We start from the raw sequence: 16,156 nt of genomic DNA, 5'->3' as shown, positions 1-16,156 counted from the left end.
TCTGCAGCTGGTTAAAGAAGCACTTCAGCCAATTAAAACTCCTAAAAAAGCCGCTTTTTTAATAAAAAAAGTGCCAGCACTCCTGAATCATGCGGAGCGTTGACACGCGGTACCATCCGTTTTCTGCCAGATAATATATCAAGCCTTAATTATTAAAGTCTTCGCCTGAGTGAATTCGCCCAATTTCCATTTAGGAGGTTCCCAGTTGCTGCCTCCACTCCCTGTTAAACTTCCATAAGGTTACTAGTCTCAGTGACTTTGAATCATATTTAATTACTATTTATTCTAACAAAATTTAAAACAGTTGACAAGGTTAATTCACGATGACTTCTCCCGAGTAATAATCAACAGTCAGGCCGCTTTGCACATTGGGGACAAAAACATTAAATTCCAAACTGCCGTCTGCTGATTTTGCTTCAAGCTGGGTTCCGCTGGCCAAAATATTATTGCCATCGTAAATCAAGGTCACACGGTAACGAACACGTTTGTTACTGTCCAAAGCCTTTCTGACAAGGGTCTCATAATAATTTTGACCAGTTGAATCTGCCGAAGCGGCTTGATTGGCCCAGGCAAGCTGAGTGGCAATATTATCAGGATTGCTTGTTGAAGCATCAAATCCACGCAGACCGCCAACCAAGGAGTAAGCCAGCAAATGGCCGCGGTCAACAGCGTGATCGTAAGGGCCTGACAAATTTTGAATCTGGTGCCAGCCCGGCGGTGTCCAAGAACCAGACTGACTGCCGGTCTCCTGTCGGCTTTTATACTGTCTGGTAGATTTTGCCAGCAAAGCATTGGCTACAGTCGGGACTTTTTGGCCTTGAACCGTCTTTGTCTTATTATTGGCATAGGGGGCACTTGACACCTTAGCATTTAAGTCGGTCTTATTGCCATTGATAATATAAGCACCGGAGCCATTCCATTCAATAGCAGAACCAAGCTGCTGTTTGACATTCTCGGTTAAGACGGTTTCAGCCAGTGCTTGATTCGGCCGTTTAGCCTGCAGGCTCGAACCGTTGGACTGAAGCGAAGAAGACGGTCCTGTAATAAGCTCTGTAATCTGCCTGAATAGCTGCTGTTTAGAAAAGGAACTGTCCCCAGTCAGAAAGCTTCCGCCTAAAAGGAGCAAGAAAAGTATGAGAGAAATAGACGTCTTTTGCATTCTCTTATTTTTCAATTTTATCCCTCCAAAGAAAAAGCAGGACCAGCCTACTTTCCAGTAAATTTACTAATAAGAGACTGCCACTTATCAGGCGACAGTATAGAAAGGGGGTTCTCCCCGTCTCCCATAAAACTGTAGCCGATCATCAGACCGACTGCAAAACAAAGAAGACATAAAACAGCCATCAGCAAGATAAGCGTTAACTGTTTAAGAACATATTTCCAACCGCTGTTCATAATATTACCCTGTCACACGTTGAATTTTAGCACCTAACTGGGCTAATTTTTGATGAAAATGATAATAACCGCGATCCAAATGTGTTAATTTGCCGACAGTTGTTACACCATTAGCAACCATTCCTGTCAGTATCAAAGCGGCACTGGCCCGAAGATCTGTTGACATCACAGGAGCACCCTGCAGCTCTTCACCGCCATGGATCATAGCTGTATCACGTAAAATTTCTGAATGCAGCCGCATCCGGCGCATCTCTTCTAAATGCTGAAAACGATTTTCAAAAACAGTCTCAATCATTGTTGATTCACCCTTGACAACAGCCATCAAAGCGGTGAACTGAGCCTGCATATCTGTCGGGAAGCCGGGGTGAGGCATGGTTTTTACAGTTACAGGTCTCAGTTTGCTGACATCAGACTTCACCCGAATCCCATCTTCCTCATCGCTGACTTCAACCCCCATTTCCCGGAGTTTTGAAATTAAAGGACGATTATGTTCCCAGACAGCATCTTTGATCAAAACATCGCCTGATGTCATTGCTGCAGCTACCATGAAGGTTCCTGCCTCAATCCGATCCTGAACGACATCATGATCTGCACCGTGAAGACGATCCACACCCTCGATAACCAAGGTTTCTGTACCGGCTCCCTTAACCTTTGCCCCCATTTTATTAAGCAGCAATGCTAAATCAACGATTTCTGGCTCCCGTGCAGCATTTTCAATAATCGTCACTCCTTCTGCTAAGGTTGCTGCCATCATCAGATTCTGCGTTGCACCGACCGAAGGAAAATCCATATAAATCGTTGTCCCATGCAGCTTAGAAGCGGTCGCAGTGATATCTCCGCCCGACTGGCGTATCTGCGCTCCCATCGCTTCCAGTCCTTTCAGATGCAGGTCAATCGGCCGGCTGCCAATGGTACAGCCGCCGGGCATGGAAACTTTTGCATGGCCGTTGCGCGCTAAGATCGGGCCCAGTACCACAATAGACGCCCGCATTTGGCTGACGTACTCATAAGGTGCCACATCTAAAATATCTCCGGAAGCATCAACTGTAACCATATTCTGGTCTTCATCAAAATCAACAGAAATATTCAGTCCTCTGACAACATTATTCATGGTAAAAACATCTGAGAGAATAGGAACATTTGTCAATCTTGTCTTTCCTTCTGTCGGCAGGATAGTTGCAGCCAGCAAAGGAAGGACAGCATTTTTAGCTCCTTCAATGACAACTTCACCTTCTAAGCGGGTATCCCCGCCTTCAATTATAATTTTATCCACCTTTTTCTCCATTTCTTAAGACCTAATAGTTAAAATTATATCATAGTTTAAAAAATTCTGCCTTTATCGCAGTACGAAAAAAAGATTTTGACAGACTTCAATCACTTCCAGTATAAAGTGACTGACCAGATAACCTAATACAGCGCTCAGCAAAATAACAAAAAGCCGCAAACGCCTAATATTTTCAGGTGTCCGTTTAATGACTTTATGCCAGTCAAAAACGCTGGTCAGGAGCTGAAAAAAAAGAATTGTAAAGAAAAGATGCGACGCTAAAGCGATAATATTATTAATGATTTCCATAAGAATTATTATAGCAAAAAGTCACGCTCACTGCAGCAGCGTGACTTCATGAAGATTCAAATCTTATCATAATCCTCTAAATGATCGGACAGGACGGTCTCAATGGCCTTGCGGCCTGCTCCCTTTATCGCCTTGTCCAGCTGACCGCCTAATGCCTCTATCTCACTCTTGGCCTGCAGCGCCCGCGCATCTATCTTCTCATCATAATCGCTAACCAAACTGCGCCGTTCCGCCTTTAAAGACGGTGCCAGCAAAGACTTAACCGCCTCCCATTCTAAAGACTTGCGAATGGCCTTAATCTCCTCTTCGCTCTTGCCTGTCAAGGCACTCGTTACTGCATTGACAATATCCATCGCCTAACTCTCCTCCTCTTCTTCACGGTACAAAGCGTTTTTCTGAGCATAAAGGGACTCGATCTTATCCTCCTGCTTGCGGTGCTCCTTTTGATAGGTTTCGATCAAATCAGCCTCTTCATCCCCTAAAATCTGCCGCCGGTAAAGGAATTCATGGTCTGTAACACCGGCATATTCCTCAAGCAGGCGGCGAAATTCTTGAACCCCCTCACCGTCCGGATAGGACGGACTGTAGGCTAAGCCTCCAAACTCCTCATACAAGGTCCGTAATTTAAAGTGCCGTTCCTCTAAATCATTAATCCGCTCATCCATTGCAGCCTGATCTTTCTTGTGCTGGCGCTCCATATCCAGTAAAGCGTTATCCTCTTTCAAAAGCTCTGCCTGCAGAGCTGCCGCTTTGGCGTCTATTTCTTTTTGTTTGTTCTTATCTATTTTTGCCATGATGCTATCGCTCCTGCTAAACTGCTGTCTGCCTCCAGTGCTGCTTCTGTTCCGGCCTGAACATCAGCCTCCAAATCGCTAAAAACTGTTTCTGCCGTCTCCATATTTTTGACCTTCTTGTCAAAATGCCTCTCGGTCTTGCCGACCATCGACTCATAAGTCACCCCAGCCTCCGCATAGGCCGCCTGAACCTCATCAGCTGTCAGCTCTGTCACAAACCAGGGAATTTCCTTGACTTTCTGATAAAGCGCCTCGGCCTTAGAAAAGGCCTCATTCCGGTAGGCTTTGACATCTTCTGCTGCCAGACTGGCAGCCTGACGGATCCCTGAGGCGATAATCATGGACTGCTCACTGTCCAAAAAGAAGGTTTCCTGACTGTCCAGACCGCCGCCGCTGGCCGACAGACGCCCTTTCAGCTCGTAATAACCCGTCATCAGCTGGTCAACCTGAACAAGCACCATGGCTTGATCGGCATTCAGAGTTTTTATTGCTCCGTCTTCTGTCAGCTCATAGCCGTAAGTCATGTGCTGAGCAGCCATCCCCTCTGCCTTGCGGCTGTCTACATAAAAGACCTGGCCAACTGCCTCGGCACTGCCCTTGTCTATCTGGCGGCCCACCATACTGATCCAGTCTCTGGGGTCGACATAATTCTGAATTCGGCCCTTGATCTGATCCACATTGTTTTTCTGCCGATTGGTCATCAAACCGTAGATATTGGGCGCATTATAAAGATAGGCTCCCTCAATCCGGCTGAGATTGGCTGCCGGCAAATCCGCTATCGCATACTGACCCTGCATAGAACCCAGTGAATGCGCATAAAGCTTGAATTGGGCATTGGGATAGAGCGCCATCAGCTCCTTTAAATCCTTGGCGGCTGTTTGAAGCTGGGCGGTGGCATGATCATAGTCTTCCGAATAATTGGGATGGTTTTGGCTCCAGATACGCAAGCCAATCGGAACATCGTTTTCGATCCAGTCATTCCAGACATCAGCTCCCTGCGTGAAAAGCTTATCCGGAGAAGTGGAACCGCGAAAGAGCACCGTCACCTCTTCAACCGCTTCCGGATCGCCGGTCACCTCTGCCTTGGTCGGCACCACCGCATAAATCTGCTCTCCCGCACCAGTTTCATTGTCATAGATTTTGGAGACAAAGCCGACAGTGTCTTTGTATTGTGTACGCACTCTACCTCCAACAACCATATCTTCATTGTATTCTGTCATTGCTACCTGAAGATTTTTTTCATTAATGTATTTTTTAACCATTTATTGTTCCTCTGCCTTATCTACTAAGCTGGGAGAATCAACATAATAAGCTGAATGATAAGTCCCATCTTCATTATCTATTAGATTAAAATTGATAAACAAATCTTCATCATCGTTAATAACAACTTTTACCATTAATCCACCCATTGGATTGTATTGTAGACTTTCTTCACTAATCTGATAAGAACGAATAAAACTTTTAGCTGTTAAAGCCTCTTCATCTAAATATTTCAGATAATCCACATAAACCTTTCTCGCTTCCTTACTGGTCGCTATCTCAATCATTTTTTGTTTTTCGTGGTGCTGGTACACAGCGAAACCTCCTAATCCTATACTAATAAGGGCAGCGATACTGAACAATATGCGCTTAACTTTCTTTTTCCTAGGCATCTATCTGCCTCCTTTAACAAAGATACAAAGGCCGTGTTAAATCCGTATAAATCAAGGAAGGACGGGCAATGACCAGCATCGCAGCGGACTTCACCATGTTTACTAGGATTTTAGACCGTGTTCACTTTACGCTATCAGGTAAAGCAACTCCAATTATTACCTTACATTATAGCATAAATTATTTTGTTTTAAAACACTGTGCCTGCTCTCCCGCACCAGTTTCATTATCATAGATTTTGGAGACGAAGCCGACAGTGTCACCATACTGAGTCTCAACGACTCGGCCAACCTCTAACCCTTTATTATATTCCGTCATCGCTGTTTGAAGATTTTTCTCATTAACGTATTTCTTTTCTGCCATTAATTATTTTCCTCTAATAACTCATTAAGCTCGGGGGAATAAGTGTAGAATGTTGAATGGTAGCTTCCATCCCCATTATCTATTAAATTAAAATCAATATTTAAGCTCTGTTCTTCATTTAAAATAATTCTTACCATTAATCCACCCATAGGATTGTATTCTAAACTACTCTTATCAACCTCGTAAGATTGTATTATTCCTTTAGAAGTAAAAGCAGCTTGGTCTTTATTTTTTAGATATTCTTCATAAACCTTTCTCGCTTCCTTACTGGTCGCTATTTCAATCATTTTTTGCTTTTCGTGGTGCTGGTACACAGCGAAACCTCCTAATCCTATACTAATAAGGGCAACAATACTGAGCAGTATGCGCTTAACTTTCTTTTTCCTAGGCATCTATCTGCCTCCTTTAACAAAGATACAAAGGCCGTGTCAAATCCGTATAAATCAAGGAAGGACGGGCAATGACCAGCATCGCAGCGGACTTCACCATGTTTACTAGGATTTTAGACCGTGTTCACTTTACGCTATTAGGTAAAGCAACTCCAATTATTGCCTTACATTATAACAAAAAGATTGAAGAAAAACAGCCTCTAATAGAGTTGTTTTTCTTCAATCCAGCTATTATTTATTTCCGACACTGATGCGATTGAGAGCCCGGCGTAAAGCAACTTGAGCTCGGCGGACTTCATCAATATTAGCTCTGCTTTCTGCTTCTTCAATTTGACGTTCTGCCCGCTGCTTAGCACGCTCGGCCCGGCTAATATCAATATCGCGAGCACGCTCGGCCGAATCAGCTACAATGGTGACCAAGTTATTCTTAACTTCAATAATACCGCCGTTAACTGCAACCCAATCGACATGATTTTCGTCATCAATTCGGCGAATCTTCATTTCATGAACATCAAGTGGTGCAATCAGATTGATATGATCAGGTAAAATACCTGTTTCTCCATCCAATGTTTTTACAGAAATAAAACTTGCACGGTGATCATATCTGAGACCGTCTGGTGTCACAACCTGAACCGTCATATATTTCATGGAAACACCTCATCAAAAGCCCATTTTCTTTGCTTTTTCAACAACATCTTCAATCGGTCCGACACTTCGGAAAGCATCTTCGGGAAGATCATCATATTTGCCTTCCAGAATCTCCTTAAAACCGCGTACTGTTTCCGCAACAGGAACATAAGATCCCGGCTGACCGGTAAATTGTTCGGCAACATTGAAGTTTTGCGAAAGGAAGAACTGGATACGGCGAGCTCGGCTAACCAGTGTTTTCTCTTCATCAGACAGCTCATCCATTCCGAGAATAGCAATAATATCCTGCAGTTCACGATAGCGCTGCAGAATACGCTGAACTTCCGTTGCCACTTCATAATGTTCTTGGCCAACAATTTCCGGAGCCAGAGCACGGGAACTTGAAGCCAAAGGATCAACAGCAGGATAAATCCCCATTTGAGTCAGCCGACGTTCAAGGTTAGTTGTTGAATCCAAGTGCGCAAAAGCTGTTGCCGGTGCAGGGTCGGTATAGTCATCCGCAGGTACATAGATAGCCTGAATGGATGTAACTGAACCTTTTTTAGTGGAGGTAATCCGTTCCTGAAGCTGACCCATTTCTGTCGCCAAGGTAGGCTGGTAGCCAACTGCGGAAGGCATACGGCCAAGTAAGGCTGAAACCTCAGAACCCGCCTGCGTGAAACGGAAAATATTATCAATGAAAAGAAGCACATCCTGACCTTCTACATCGCGGAAATACTCAGCGATAGTCAGGCCTGTAAGAGCAACACGCATACGAGCTCCAGGCGGTTCATTCATTTGACCGAAAACCATAGCCGTTTTTTCGATAACACCGGATTCCTTCATTTCCCAGTAAAGGTCATTCCCTTCACGAGTCCGTTCGCCAACGCCAGTAAAAACAGAAATACCGCCGTGCTCCTGTGCAATATTATGAATCAGCTCTTGGATCAAAACAGTCTTACCAACACCAGCGCCGCCAAAAAGACCGACCTTTCCCCCTTTTAAATAAGGAGCCAGTAAATCAATGACCTTAATCCCTGTTTCAAGGATTTCTGAAGCGGTGGATAACTCATCAAAAGCCGGCGCTTCTTTATGAATAGGCTGGCGCTCTGCAGTTTCTGCAAACGGTTCAGCTAAATCTATGGTATCACCGAGTACATTAAAAACACGGCCTAACGTTTCTTTGCCAACAGGAACACTGATTGCACGGCCAGTATCAAAAACTTCCAGACCGCGTGTCAGTCCGTCAGTTGACTCCATTGCAATGGTACGGACTAAGCCTTCCCCAAGCTCAAGAGCCACTTCAAGAACAATTTTTTGTGCTTTATCATTATTTTTGTAAACAACCAATGCATTATTAATCTCAGGTAATTTGTCATCCGTTGCAAATGCAACATCAACAACCGGACCAACAACCTGAGCGATTATGCCAGAACTCATGTCTTTCTCCTTAGTTAAGATACAAAGGCCGTATAAAACGCAAAAGGAAAATAGGGGACTGGCTGACAAATCGTCAGATTCTAAGTCAGGCCATCTTTTTCCCGCAGCGTTTAGGCCGTGTTCAATTTATTAAGATACAAAGGCCGTTAAGAACGCAAAGAGAAAATAGGAGTCTGACCGCCGAGTCACTAAAGACTCAAGGGAAGGCTATACTCACAGAGCAGCCACACTCGTAAGTCGCTAACGCTTCCAACGATTGCGTCTCTTTTTCTCACAGCGTTTAGGCCGTGTTCAATTTATTAAGATACAAAGGCCAGCATTTTCAACTCAAGCCTTGTATACCATCAATAGTTTAAAATTCTTTAAGTTTAATCCTCAATTAATGAACTGTCTTAAACATTTTTTATGATTCAGATTCTCCTCACTAAAAGTGAAGAACAGCAAAATTTTTACTAACCGGCCTTCTGTGCTATTCCAGAGCATTGGCACCGGCGACAATTTCAGTAATCTCCTGTGTGATTTCTGCCTGACGGGCGCGATTATATTGAATAGTTAAATCATCAATTAAATTTTTCGCATTATCAGTTGCTGTCTGCATCGCTGTCATGCCAGCAGCATGTTCAGCTGTTTTAGCATCAACAATAGCACCGTAAATCAGACTTTCTGTATACTGAGGCAAGAGCTGTTCCAAAATGGTGTTGCGATCAGGTTCTAATTCAAAATCTCTCACACCTTCTTCAGCTGCTTCATCAGCATCTAACTCTGTAATCGGCAGCATCTGCTGCACACGGACCTGACTGGTTAAACTGTTAACATGATGATTATAGCAGACATACAGTTCATCAAACAGTTCATTTGTATACATTTCAACCGACTGAGAAATAATGCGGCCGACTTGGTCAAAACTAGGCTGATCCTCCAAACCGCGCAATTCAAAGGCAATATTCATCTTCCTGGCTTTAAAAAAGTCAGAGCCGACACTGCCAATCGAAATAATGGCATAGTCCTCCGTATCTGCATGGTACTCATTAATAATATCCATAACAGCTTTTAAAATTTTAGAATTATAGCCGCCCACAAGTCCCTTATCGGAAGTAATGACAATATAACCAGTTTTTCTCACCGGCCTGGCCTGAAGCATCGGATTGTTGCTGCCCCGTGTCAATTCTGCCTTCAGCAAATCTGTTGTAATCTGACGGATTTTAGCAGCGTAAATCTGGAAATCTTTGGCAGCCTGTTCTGATTTAACAAGCTTAGCTGAAGAAACCATCCGCATAGCGCTGGTAATTTTACTGGTCTTCTCGGTAGAAACAATTTTGTTTTTAATTTCACTAAGAGAGCCTGCCATACTAGAACCCCCCTATTTTATTTAAATTTTGACTGGTCTTTGAAGGCCTGAATAGCTTTGTCTAAATCAGCTTCTTCCGGTAAATCCTTAGTGGTACGGATTGTATCAAAAATAGCCTCATAGTGCAGATCAAAATAATCATAAAGCGCTTCTTCAAAGTCTAAAATATCGTCTACCGGTACATCATCCAAGAAACCATGCGTTAGGGCATAGAGTATGAGAACCTGCTTTTCAACCGGAAGCGGCTTATGCAAAGGCTGTTTTAATACCTCAATGGTTCTCCGTCCGCGGTTTAACTTAGCCTGAGTAGCTGCGTCCAAATCGCTTCCAAACTGAGTGAAAGCTTCAAGCTCCCGATAAGAGGCCAGATCCAAACGCAAAGTTCCGGCTACTTTCTTCATAGCCTTAATTTGGGCAGAACCGCCGACACGCGATACAGAGGAACCGGCATCAATAGCCGGACGGATACCGGAATTAAAGAGATTTTCCTGTAAAAAAATCTGGCCGTCAGTAATTGAAATCACATTCGTAGCGATATAAGCTGAGATATCTCCAGCCTGAGTTTCAATGAAAGGCAAGGCTGTAATAGAACCGCCGCCAAGGTCATCAGATACCTTAGCAGAGCGCTCCAACAGGCGGCTGTGAAGGTAGAAGACATCTCCCGGATAAGCCTCGCGGCCTGGCGGACGGCGCAGCAGAAGAGAGAGTTCGCGATAGGCCACTGCTTGTTTAGATAAATCATCATAAACAATTAAAACATGTTTGCCATTATACATAAACTCTTCTGCCATTGCTACTCCAGCATAAGGTGCAATATAGAGCAGAGGAGACGGCTGTGAAGCTGAAGCCGTTACCACAATAGTATAATCGAGAGCTCCATATTGGCGCAAAGTTTCTACTTGAGTACGGACAGTAGATTCTTTCTGGCCGATAGCCACGTAGATACAAATCATATCTTGCCCTTTTTGATTCAGGATGGCATCGATCGCTACAGATGTTTTTCCGGTCTGCCTGTCTCCGATAATCAGTTCACGCTGACCGCGGCCGATTGGGACAAGAGCATCAATGGCTTTAAGACCGGTCTGCAGCGGTTCAGAAACAGATTGGCGCTGCATCACACCTGGTGCAGGAAACTCAACCGGTCGGCTTGACTGAGTCTGAATGGCACCCAAACCATCCACCGGCTGACCCAAAGGATTGACAACACGGCCGATCAGCGCTTCGCCAACCGGTACTTCCATAATTTTACCGGTACGCTTGACCTCATCTCCTTCACGAATAGCAGAGAAATCCCCGAGAATAATAATCCCTACATCATCTGACTCAAGATTCTGCGCCATTCCAAAACTCCCATCTGAAAATTCAAGGAGTTCCCCGCTCATAGCGTTATCCAGACCGCGAGCGCGGGCAATCCCATCACCAATGTAAGTGACTACACCCGTTTCTGTGACATCAAAGCTTGGCTGAAAATTTTCAATTTGCTTTTTTATCAAAGCGCTAATTTCTTGTGCATTAATTGCCAAAAGTCACACCACTTTCTATTTTAAATTCATTTTAAATTCCTGTAATTGGCGGCGAATACTCATATCAATGACTTGATTGTTGGCATTGATTATCAGCCCGCCCACGACAGATTGATCGATTTTTTCAACAAGCCTGCCTTTACTGATGGCTAATCTTTCAGCGGCAATTTTTAAGACACGTTCTCTCTGCCTCTCTGTTAAAGGAACAGCGGACGTGACAACAATAGCATGGCTGTTGGTGGCAGCTGTCAGCTTCTTTGAAGTCAGCTTAAGAATATCGTAAAGATAAGCTTCCCTCTCATTATGCAGAATCACTTCCAGAAAGTTACTAAGATAAAATGAAGAAGATTTCTGCAAGGTTCGGATAAGGTCTGCCTTAGCTGAGCGGCTGATTCCATCATGGCTCAGGCTGGCAGCCAATTCAGTTTCAGCGAAGACTTTCAAAAGAAAGTCGATTTCTTCGGCTGCCGATTCCGCCTGCTGCTGCTCTAAAGCGACAGCAACAAAACTTTTTGCATACTGTTCAAGCAGCGCCTGTGTTTTTTTATTCATCAGACTTCTCCTAGCTCATCAAGATAACTGTCAATGAGATGACTTTGTGCCTCTTTATCCAAATTAGCTGTCATGATTTTTTCAGCCAAAAGAACAGTCAAATCAGCAACCTCACCCTTGACATCCGATAAGGCCTCAGCCTTATTCTGAGCAATATCCTGATTCGCCTTCACTTTCAGCCGGCCGGCCTCTTCCTCTGCCGCAGCAATAATCTGGTTACCTTTTGCTGTGCTGAGTTCTTTGGCATCGTCAATAATCTGACTGGCTTCCCCTTTAGCCTGAACCAATTCATGTTCGCGTTTATCAGCTAAATCTTCTGCTTTTTGCCGTGCTGCTTCTGCACTGTCAATGTCATTGGCAATTTTTTCTTCACGAGTTTTAAATATGCCCGTCAATTGTCCCCAAACATATTTTCTGATAAGAACAAGCAAAAGAAGCACTGAACCCGTAATAATGATGATATTACCAATCGTCGTACTGTTAATCAGTATCTCCATCTCTTTTTACTCCTCTTTTATTCTTCTTTGCTGCTGTTAACTTTGTCTCCGATATAGGTGGATGACAAAATGGTAAAGACATAAGCCTGAATAGTTGAAATAAACATTGAAAAAGCCGTCCAAGCCAAATTGATACCAAAAGCAACCGGAGCCATAAAAATATTCCAGTTAGCCAGCTGAACCAAAAGCGTCATGACCACTTCACCAGCATAGATATTGCCGAAAAGCCGCAGCGCTAATGAAGCCACATTCGTCAGCTCACTTAAAATATTCATAGGCAGCATAGCCGGGTGAGGAGACAGATAACCTTTCAGATAATCCTTAACCCCATTTTTTCGAATGCCTTCAACATGAACAACACAGGCTATCATCAAAGACAGAGCCAGATCAACTGAAAAGTTGGCTGTTGGTGATGTCCAAAGATTATAGTCACCAACTTCAAGTTTAGTAACTAATCCAATATTATTAGCAATCAGAATGAAGAAAAAGAAAGTAAATAGAAGTAGACTGTAATTTTGTGTATAATCCCCCAAATTGGGCTTAATGGTATTAATGACAAATTCATACAGATACTCTAACACATTTTGTTTGCCTTTAGGTTTCAAAGTCATACGGCGGCTGGCCCAGAAAAGAAAAGAAAAGACAGCAAGCACAGTCAAGAGAGACATCGCAAGAATCGTCAAATCAAACTCAATGCCTAAGAATTGCACTGTTGGATTTTCTAAAGTTTCCAACTTTATCCCTCCTTCTTAGTCTAGTCGGTTTACCGTAGAAACCGGCTGCTTAATTAACAAAGAAGGTCGCCGCAAGAAGAACGAAAAAGGTTCCCTCAATAAAGGCCACACCAACAAACATCAGCGTCTGTAATTTGCTGTACATCTCTGGCTGCCGTGCTGCAGATTTGGCAATATTAGAAACCAAAAAACCTTCTGCCAGGCTGACACCTAAAACAGCGATACCAAGTGCTAAGATTTTTAAATTCAACATAAGAATTCTCCTTAAAAAATTTTTACCTTGTTATTTTAGTCTTATTTTCAGAGATTGTCAATCAAATACTTACTTTTCCGACCGCTTTCTTAAACCTTTCTTAACCATTATTTTTTCCTGTTTTCAGTCTATTTTCAAAAAAGTTTTTATTTTTTAAGAATAGTTAAGTTTTTTTGATAGCAGGCGGAAACTGTCACCATTGTTCCTCAGCTTCTATGCAAAATCATTTACCTAAACAAAGGCTAAAGCTTTGAGCGAGAACAAAGATTTCGGACTTACCGTCAGCCGTAGACGTCTGAAGGCTTTGTCGTCTTTGCAGCCGACCGCACCCTTCTAGTCGTCCTGGCAGAGGTGCGCAGACGAAATCAGAGATTTCTGGCTTACCGTCATTTTCCTTTTGCGTTCTTAACGGCCTTTGTATCTTAATAAATTGAACACGGCCTAAACGCTGCGGGAAAAAGATGGCCTGACTTAGAATCTGACGATTCGTCAGCCAGTCCCCTATTTTCCTTTTGCGTTCTTAACGGCCTTTGTATCTTAAAAAGGGCTGGGACAAAGTCCCAGCCTCGCTGTAAAAACAGATAGCTTTTTAGTCAATAACAAAAGTATGGACGGTTTATTTTCGCAAATTCCAAATGTCTTCAGCGTATTCCGTAATGGTATCATCTGATGTGAATTTATCAGAATTGGCAATGTTAAGAAGGCTCATTTTAGCCCACTGTTCCTTATCCCGGTAAAGCTTATCAATATGCTCTTGAGCTGCCACGTAGGCAGGGAAATCTTCTAACAAGAAGTACTCATCATTGTAAGCAATAAGAGATTCATAAATCTCACTTCCTTCACTTTGAGCATTTGGGATGGTGCCATTGACAAAGGTATCTACTACACGCTTAATAACCGGATTATTTTCATAAATTCCGCGCGAATAATAATCATGGGCTTCATAATGCCGGTAAACAGCATCTTTATCCATACCGAAGATAACAATATTGTCGTCTCCAACTTCATCCTTGATTTCGATATTAGCTCCGTCAAGTGTAGCCAGCGTAATTGCACCCGTCATCATAAACTTCATATTTGAAGTTCCGGAAGCTTCTTTAGAAGCAAGCGAAATCTGTTCAGAAACATCGGCTGCTGGGATAATCAGTTCAGCCAGACTGACATTATAGTTTTCCAAGAAAACAACTTTCAGCTTGCCCTGAAGACCAGCATCATTATTAACTAAGTTGGCTAATTCATTAATCAGCTTGATAACAGACTTAGCAAAATGGTATCCCGGTGCAGCTTTTGCCCCAAAAATAAAGACACGCGGAACCATATCCTTATCCGGATTATCTTTTAAATCCCAATAAAGCTTAATAATATGCAGCACATTAAGGAGCTGACGCTTGTATGCGTGAAGCCGTTTAACCTGTACATCAAAGATAGCATCTGTAGACACCTCTACCCCTGTTGCTTCTAAGATGTAGGCAGCTAATTTTGCTTTTGCATCTTTTTTCACTTGATAGAAACTGTCAAGAACAGCCTTATCATCTGTGAAATCTTTTAATTTTTGCAGTTCATGGATATTCTTGCGCCATCCCGTGCCAATAACATCATCGATGGCCCCTGATAACTCCGGAGCAGCGATTTGAGTCCAGCGGCGCTGAACAATGCCATTGGTTTTATTATTAAATTTATCCGGATAGAGGGTATAAAAATCGTGCAGAGTATCTTCTTTAAGCAGCTCTGTATGAAGCTTAGCAACCCCATTGACCGAATGTCCGCCGATAATAGCAAGGTTGGCCATATGAATCTGATCATCTTTGACAATCCGTGTGTTTTCGATAACATGAGGCGCTACATCATTCTGCGCCATTTCGGCAACAAAGCGGCTGTCAATTTCAAGGACAATCTGATAAACCCGAGGCAGGACATTTTTAAATAAATTAGCATCCCATTTTTCAAGTGCTTCGGCCAAAATTGTGTGGTTGGTATAGCTCATGGTTTTCACAGTTGCTTCCCAAGCCTTATCCCACGGCAATCCATACTCATCGACCAAAAGACGCATGAACTCAGCCGGTGCAACAGCAGGGTGAGTATCATTGATATGGACAGAGACCTTTTCATAAATTTTCTCCAGCGGAAGACCTAATTTAAGATAAGATTTGATAATGGTCTGCAGTCCAGCACTGGTCATGAAGTATTCCTGAATAAGACGCAGTTCCTTACCTTCATAGCTGGAATCATCAGGGTAAAGCACAGCAGTAATATCCTGAACCCGACGGCGGTCAGCAATATTTGGGTAATTCAGCTCATATTCTTCAGGAATTTCGACATCCCATAAACGCAGATTGTTGATGACATCATTTTCAAAACCGATTTGCGGCACATCATAAGGAACAGCCCGCAGCACCTGTGCATTCTTATAGACTGGGACAATCCGTCCCTCCTCATTAGCCTGCAGATAGACATCGCCAAATAATTTGACATCAACGACATCATGATCCTTACGAATCTCCCAGACATTGCCTGTTGAACCGAACCAAGAATCCGGAAGCTCCACCTGATAACCGTCAACGATACGCTGTTTAAACAAACCGTACTTGTAACGGAGCCCATTACCAAAACCAGGATAGCCTGTAGTAGCCAAAGAGTCCATGAAAGCTGCGGCTAAACGACCGAGACCGCCATTTCCTAAAGCCATATCATGCTCAGCATTTTTGACAGCTGTAAAATCAACATCCAGCTCTGCAAAGGCTTCTTTTACTAAATCAAGAATCCCTAAGTTAAGGAGATTGGTTTCCAGCATACGGCCGGGTAAAAACTCGATAGAGAAATAATAGGCAATTTTTTCCTTGTTTTCAGAAAGTTTGCGATTGCGTTCAATCCAAGTATCAGTATAGTATTTACGGACCAGCTTAGCCAAAGTGGCAAATATTTCAGTCGGCGTTGCTGCCGGGACCTTAATCAGCTGTTCTTCGTGAAGCGTATCTTTAAAATCACGAATGAATTGTTCTTTTGTGAGTTGCATTTTTT

The 16,156-nt window shown here is 43.2% G+C and carries 19 protein-coding genes; all 19 read right to left on the bottom strand.

Annotated features, from left to right (window positions below; genetic code table 11):
• Positions 1 to 313 precede the first annotated feature (313 nt).
• Positions 314 to 1,174 (bottom strand): DNA/RNA non-specific endonuclease, encoded by an 861-nt coding sequence (locus DDV21_RS04425; RefSeq protein ID WP_374936048.1) that lies wholly within the window; start codon positions 1,172 to 1,174, stop codon positions 314 to 316.
• 32 nt (positions 1,175 to 1,206) lie between these two features.
• The gene (locus tag DDV21_RS04420) at positions 1,207 to 1,395 is read right to left on the bottom strand and encodes a DNA-directed RNA polymerase subunit beta (protein WP_116878793.1); all 189 of its coding nucleotides are present in this window, start codon (positions 1,393 to 1,395) and stop codon (positions 1,207 to 1,209) included.
• 4 nt (positions 1,396 to 1,399) lie between these two features.
• Positions 1,400 to 2,668 (bottom strand): UDP-N-acetylglucosamine 1-carboxyvinyltransferase, encoded by a 1,269-nt coding sequence (gene murA / locus DDV21_RS04415; protein ID WP_116878792.1) that lies wholly within the window; start codon positions 2,666 to 2,668, stop codon positions 1,400 to 1,402.
• A gap of 63 nt (positions 2,669 to 2,731) precedes the next feature.
• Positions 2,732 to 2,968: a DUF1146 family protein gene (locus tag DDV21_RS04410; protein WP_116878791.1), complete on the bottom strand. Its 237-nt coding sequence runs from the start codon at positions 2,966 to 2,968 to the stop codon at positions 2,732 to 2,734.
• A gap of 56 nt (positions 2,969 to 3,024) precedes the next feature.
• Positions 3,025 to 3,321 carry a hypothetical protein gene (locus tag DDV21_RS04405; protein WP_116879184.1) on the bottom strand — a complete coding sequence of 99 codons (297 nt, stop codon included), beginning with the start codon at positions 3,319 to 3,321 and terminating at the stop codon, positions 3,025 to 3,027.
• 3 nt (positions 3,322 to 3,324) lie between these two features.
• Complete coding sequence (locus DDV21_RS04400; protein ID WP_116879185.1) at positions 3,325 to 3,762, bottom strand: hypothetical protein; 438 nt, start codon at positions 3,760 to 3,762, stop codon at positions 3,325 to 3,327.
• Positions 3,750 to 5,024 carry an alpha/beta hydrolase family protein gene (locus DDV21_RS04395; protein ID WP_117287776.1) on the bottom strand — a complete coding sequence of 425 codons (1,275 nt, stop codon included), beginning with the start codon at positions 5,022 to 5,024 and terminating at the stop codon, positions 3,750 to 3,752. Before DDV21_RS04395 ends, DDV21_RS04400 begins: the two co-directional genes overlap by 13 nt.
• A complete protein-coding gene (locus DDV21_RS04390; protein ID WP_117287775.1) occupies positions 5,025 to 5,414 on the bottom strand; it encodes a DUF1310 family protein in 390 nt (129 codons plus the stop codon).
• Positions 5,415 to 5,592: 178 nt separating this feature from the next.
• A complete protein-coding gene (locus DDV21_RS04385) occupies positions 5,593 to 5,775 on the bottom strand; it encodes a hypothetical protein (RefSeq protein WP_116879155.1) in 183 nt (60 codons plus the stop codon).
• Complete coding sequence (locus DDV21_RS04380) at positions 5,775 to 6,167, bottom strand: DUF1310 family protein (RefSeq protein WP_117287774.1); 393 nt, start codon at positions 6,165 to 6,167, stop codon at positions 5,775 to 5,777. The genes DDV21_RS04385 and DDV21_RS04380 overlap by 1 nt, the downstream gene beginning before the upstream one ends.
• A gap of 228 nt (positions 6,168 to 6,395) precedes the next feature.
• The gene (locus tag DDV21_RS04370) at positions 6,396 to 6,812 is read right to left on the bottom strand and encodes a F0F1 ATP synthase subunit epsilon (RefSeq protein ID WP_116878822.1); all 417 of its coding nucleotides are present in this window, start codon (positions 6,810 to 6,812) and stop codon (positions 6,396 to 6,398) included.
• 12 nt (positions 6,813 to 6,824) lie between these two features.
• The gene (atpD, locus tag DDV21_RS04365; protein WP_116878821.1) at positions 6,825 to 8,231 is read right to left on the bottom strand and encodes a F0F1 ATP synthase subunit beta; all 1,407 of its coding nucleotides are present in this window, start codon (positions 8,229 to 8,231) and stop codon (positions 6,825 to 6,827) included.
• Positions 8,232 to 8,700: 469 nt separating this feature from the next.
• On the bottom strand, positions 8,701 to 9,579 hold the full coding sequence (locus DDV21_RS04360; protein ID WP_116878820.1) for a F0F1 ATP synthase subunit gamma: 879 nt from the start codon (positions 9,577 to 9,579) through the stop codon (positions 8,701 to 8,703).
• Between the two features lie 17 nt (positions 9,580 to 9,596).
• Complete coding sequence (gene atpA, locus DDV21_RS04355; RefSeq protein WP_116878819.1) at positions 9,597 to 11,102, bottom strand: F0F1 ATP synthase subunit alpha; 1,506 nt, start codon at positions 11,100 to 11,102, stop codon at positions 9,597 to 9,599.
• Between the two features lie 15 nt (positions 11,103 to 11,117).
• Entirely contained in the window at positions 11,118 to 11,654 is a 537-nt protein-coding gene (locus DDV21_RS04350; RefSeq protein ID WP_116878818.1) for a F0F1 ATP synthase subunit delta, read from the bottom strand.
• Positions 11,654 to 12,151: a F0F1 ATP synthase subunit B gene (gene atpF / locus DDV21_RS04345; protein WP_116878817.1), complete on the bottom strand. Its 498-nt coding sequence runs from the start codon at positions 12,149 to 12,151 to the stop codon at positions 11,654 to 11,656. Before atpF ends, DDV21_RS04350 begins: the two co-directional genes overlap by 1 nt.
• A 17-nt stretch (positions 12,152 to 12,168) precedes the next feature.
• Positions 12,169 to 12,885, bottom strand: coding sequence for a F0F1 ATP synthase subunit A (atpB, locus tag DDV21_RS04340; protein WP_116878816.1), 717 nt, complete (start codon positions 12,883 to 12,885; stop codon positions 12,169 to 12,171).
• 49 nt (positions 12,886 to 12,934) lie between these two features.
• Positions 12,935 to 13,138 carry a F0F1 ATP synthase subunit C gene (locus DDV21_RS04335; protein WP_116878815.1) on the bottom strand — a complete coding sequence of 68 codons (204 nt, stop codon included), beginning with the start codon at positions 13,136 to 13,138 and terminating at the stop codon, positions 12,935 to 12,937.
• A gap of 616 nt (positions 13,139 to 13,754) precedes the next feature.
• Complete coding sequence (locus DDV21_RS04330) at positions 13,755 to 16,151, bottom strand: glycogen/starch/alpha-glucan phosphorylase (RefSeq protein ID WP_116878825.1); 2,397 nt, start codon at positions 16,149 to 16,151, stop codon at positions 13,755 to 13,757.
• Positions 16,152 to 16,156 lie beyond the last annotated feature (5 nt).

It is taken from the genome of Streptococcus chenjunshii, from assembly GCF_003086355.1.
GTDB classification, from domain to species: Bacteria; Bacillota; Bacilli; order Lactobacillales; family Streptococcaceae; genus Streptococcus; species Streptococcus chenjunshii.
Note: the sequence above shows the minus strand (reverse complement) of the source record. Positions and strands in the feature narration are given on the sequence as shown.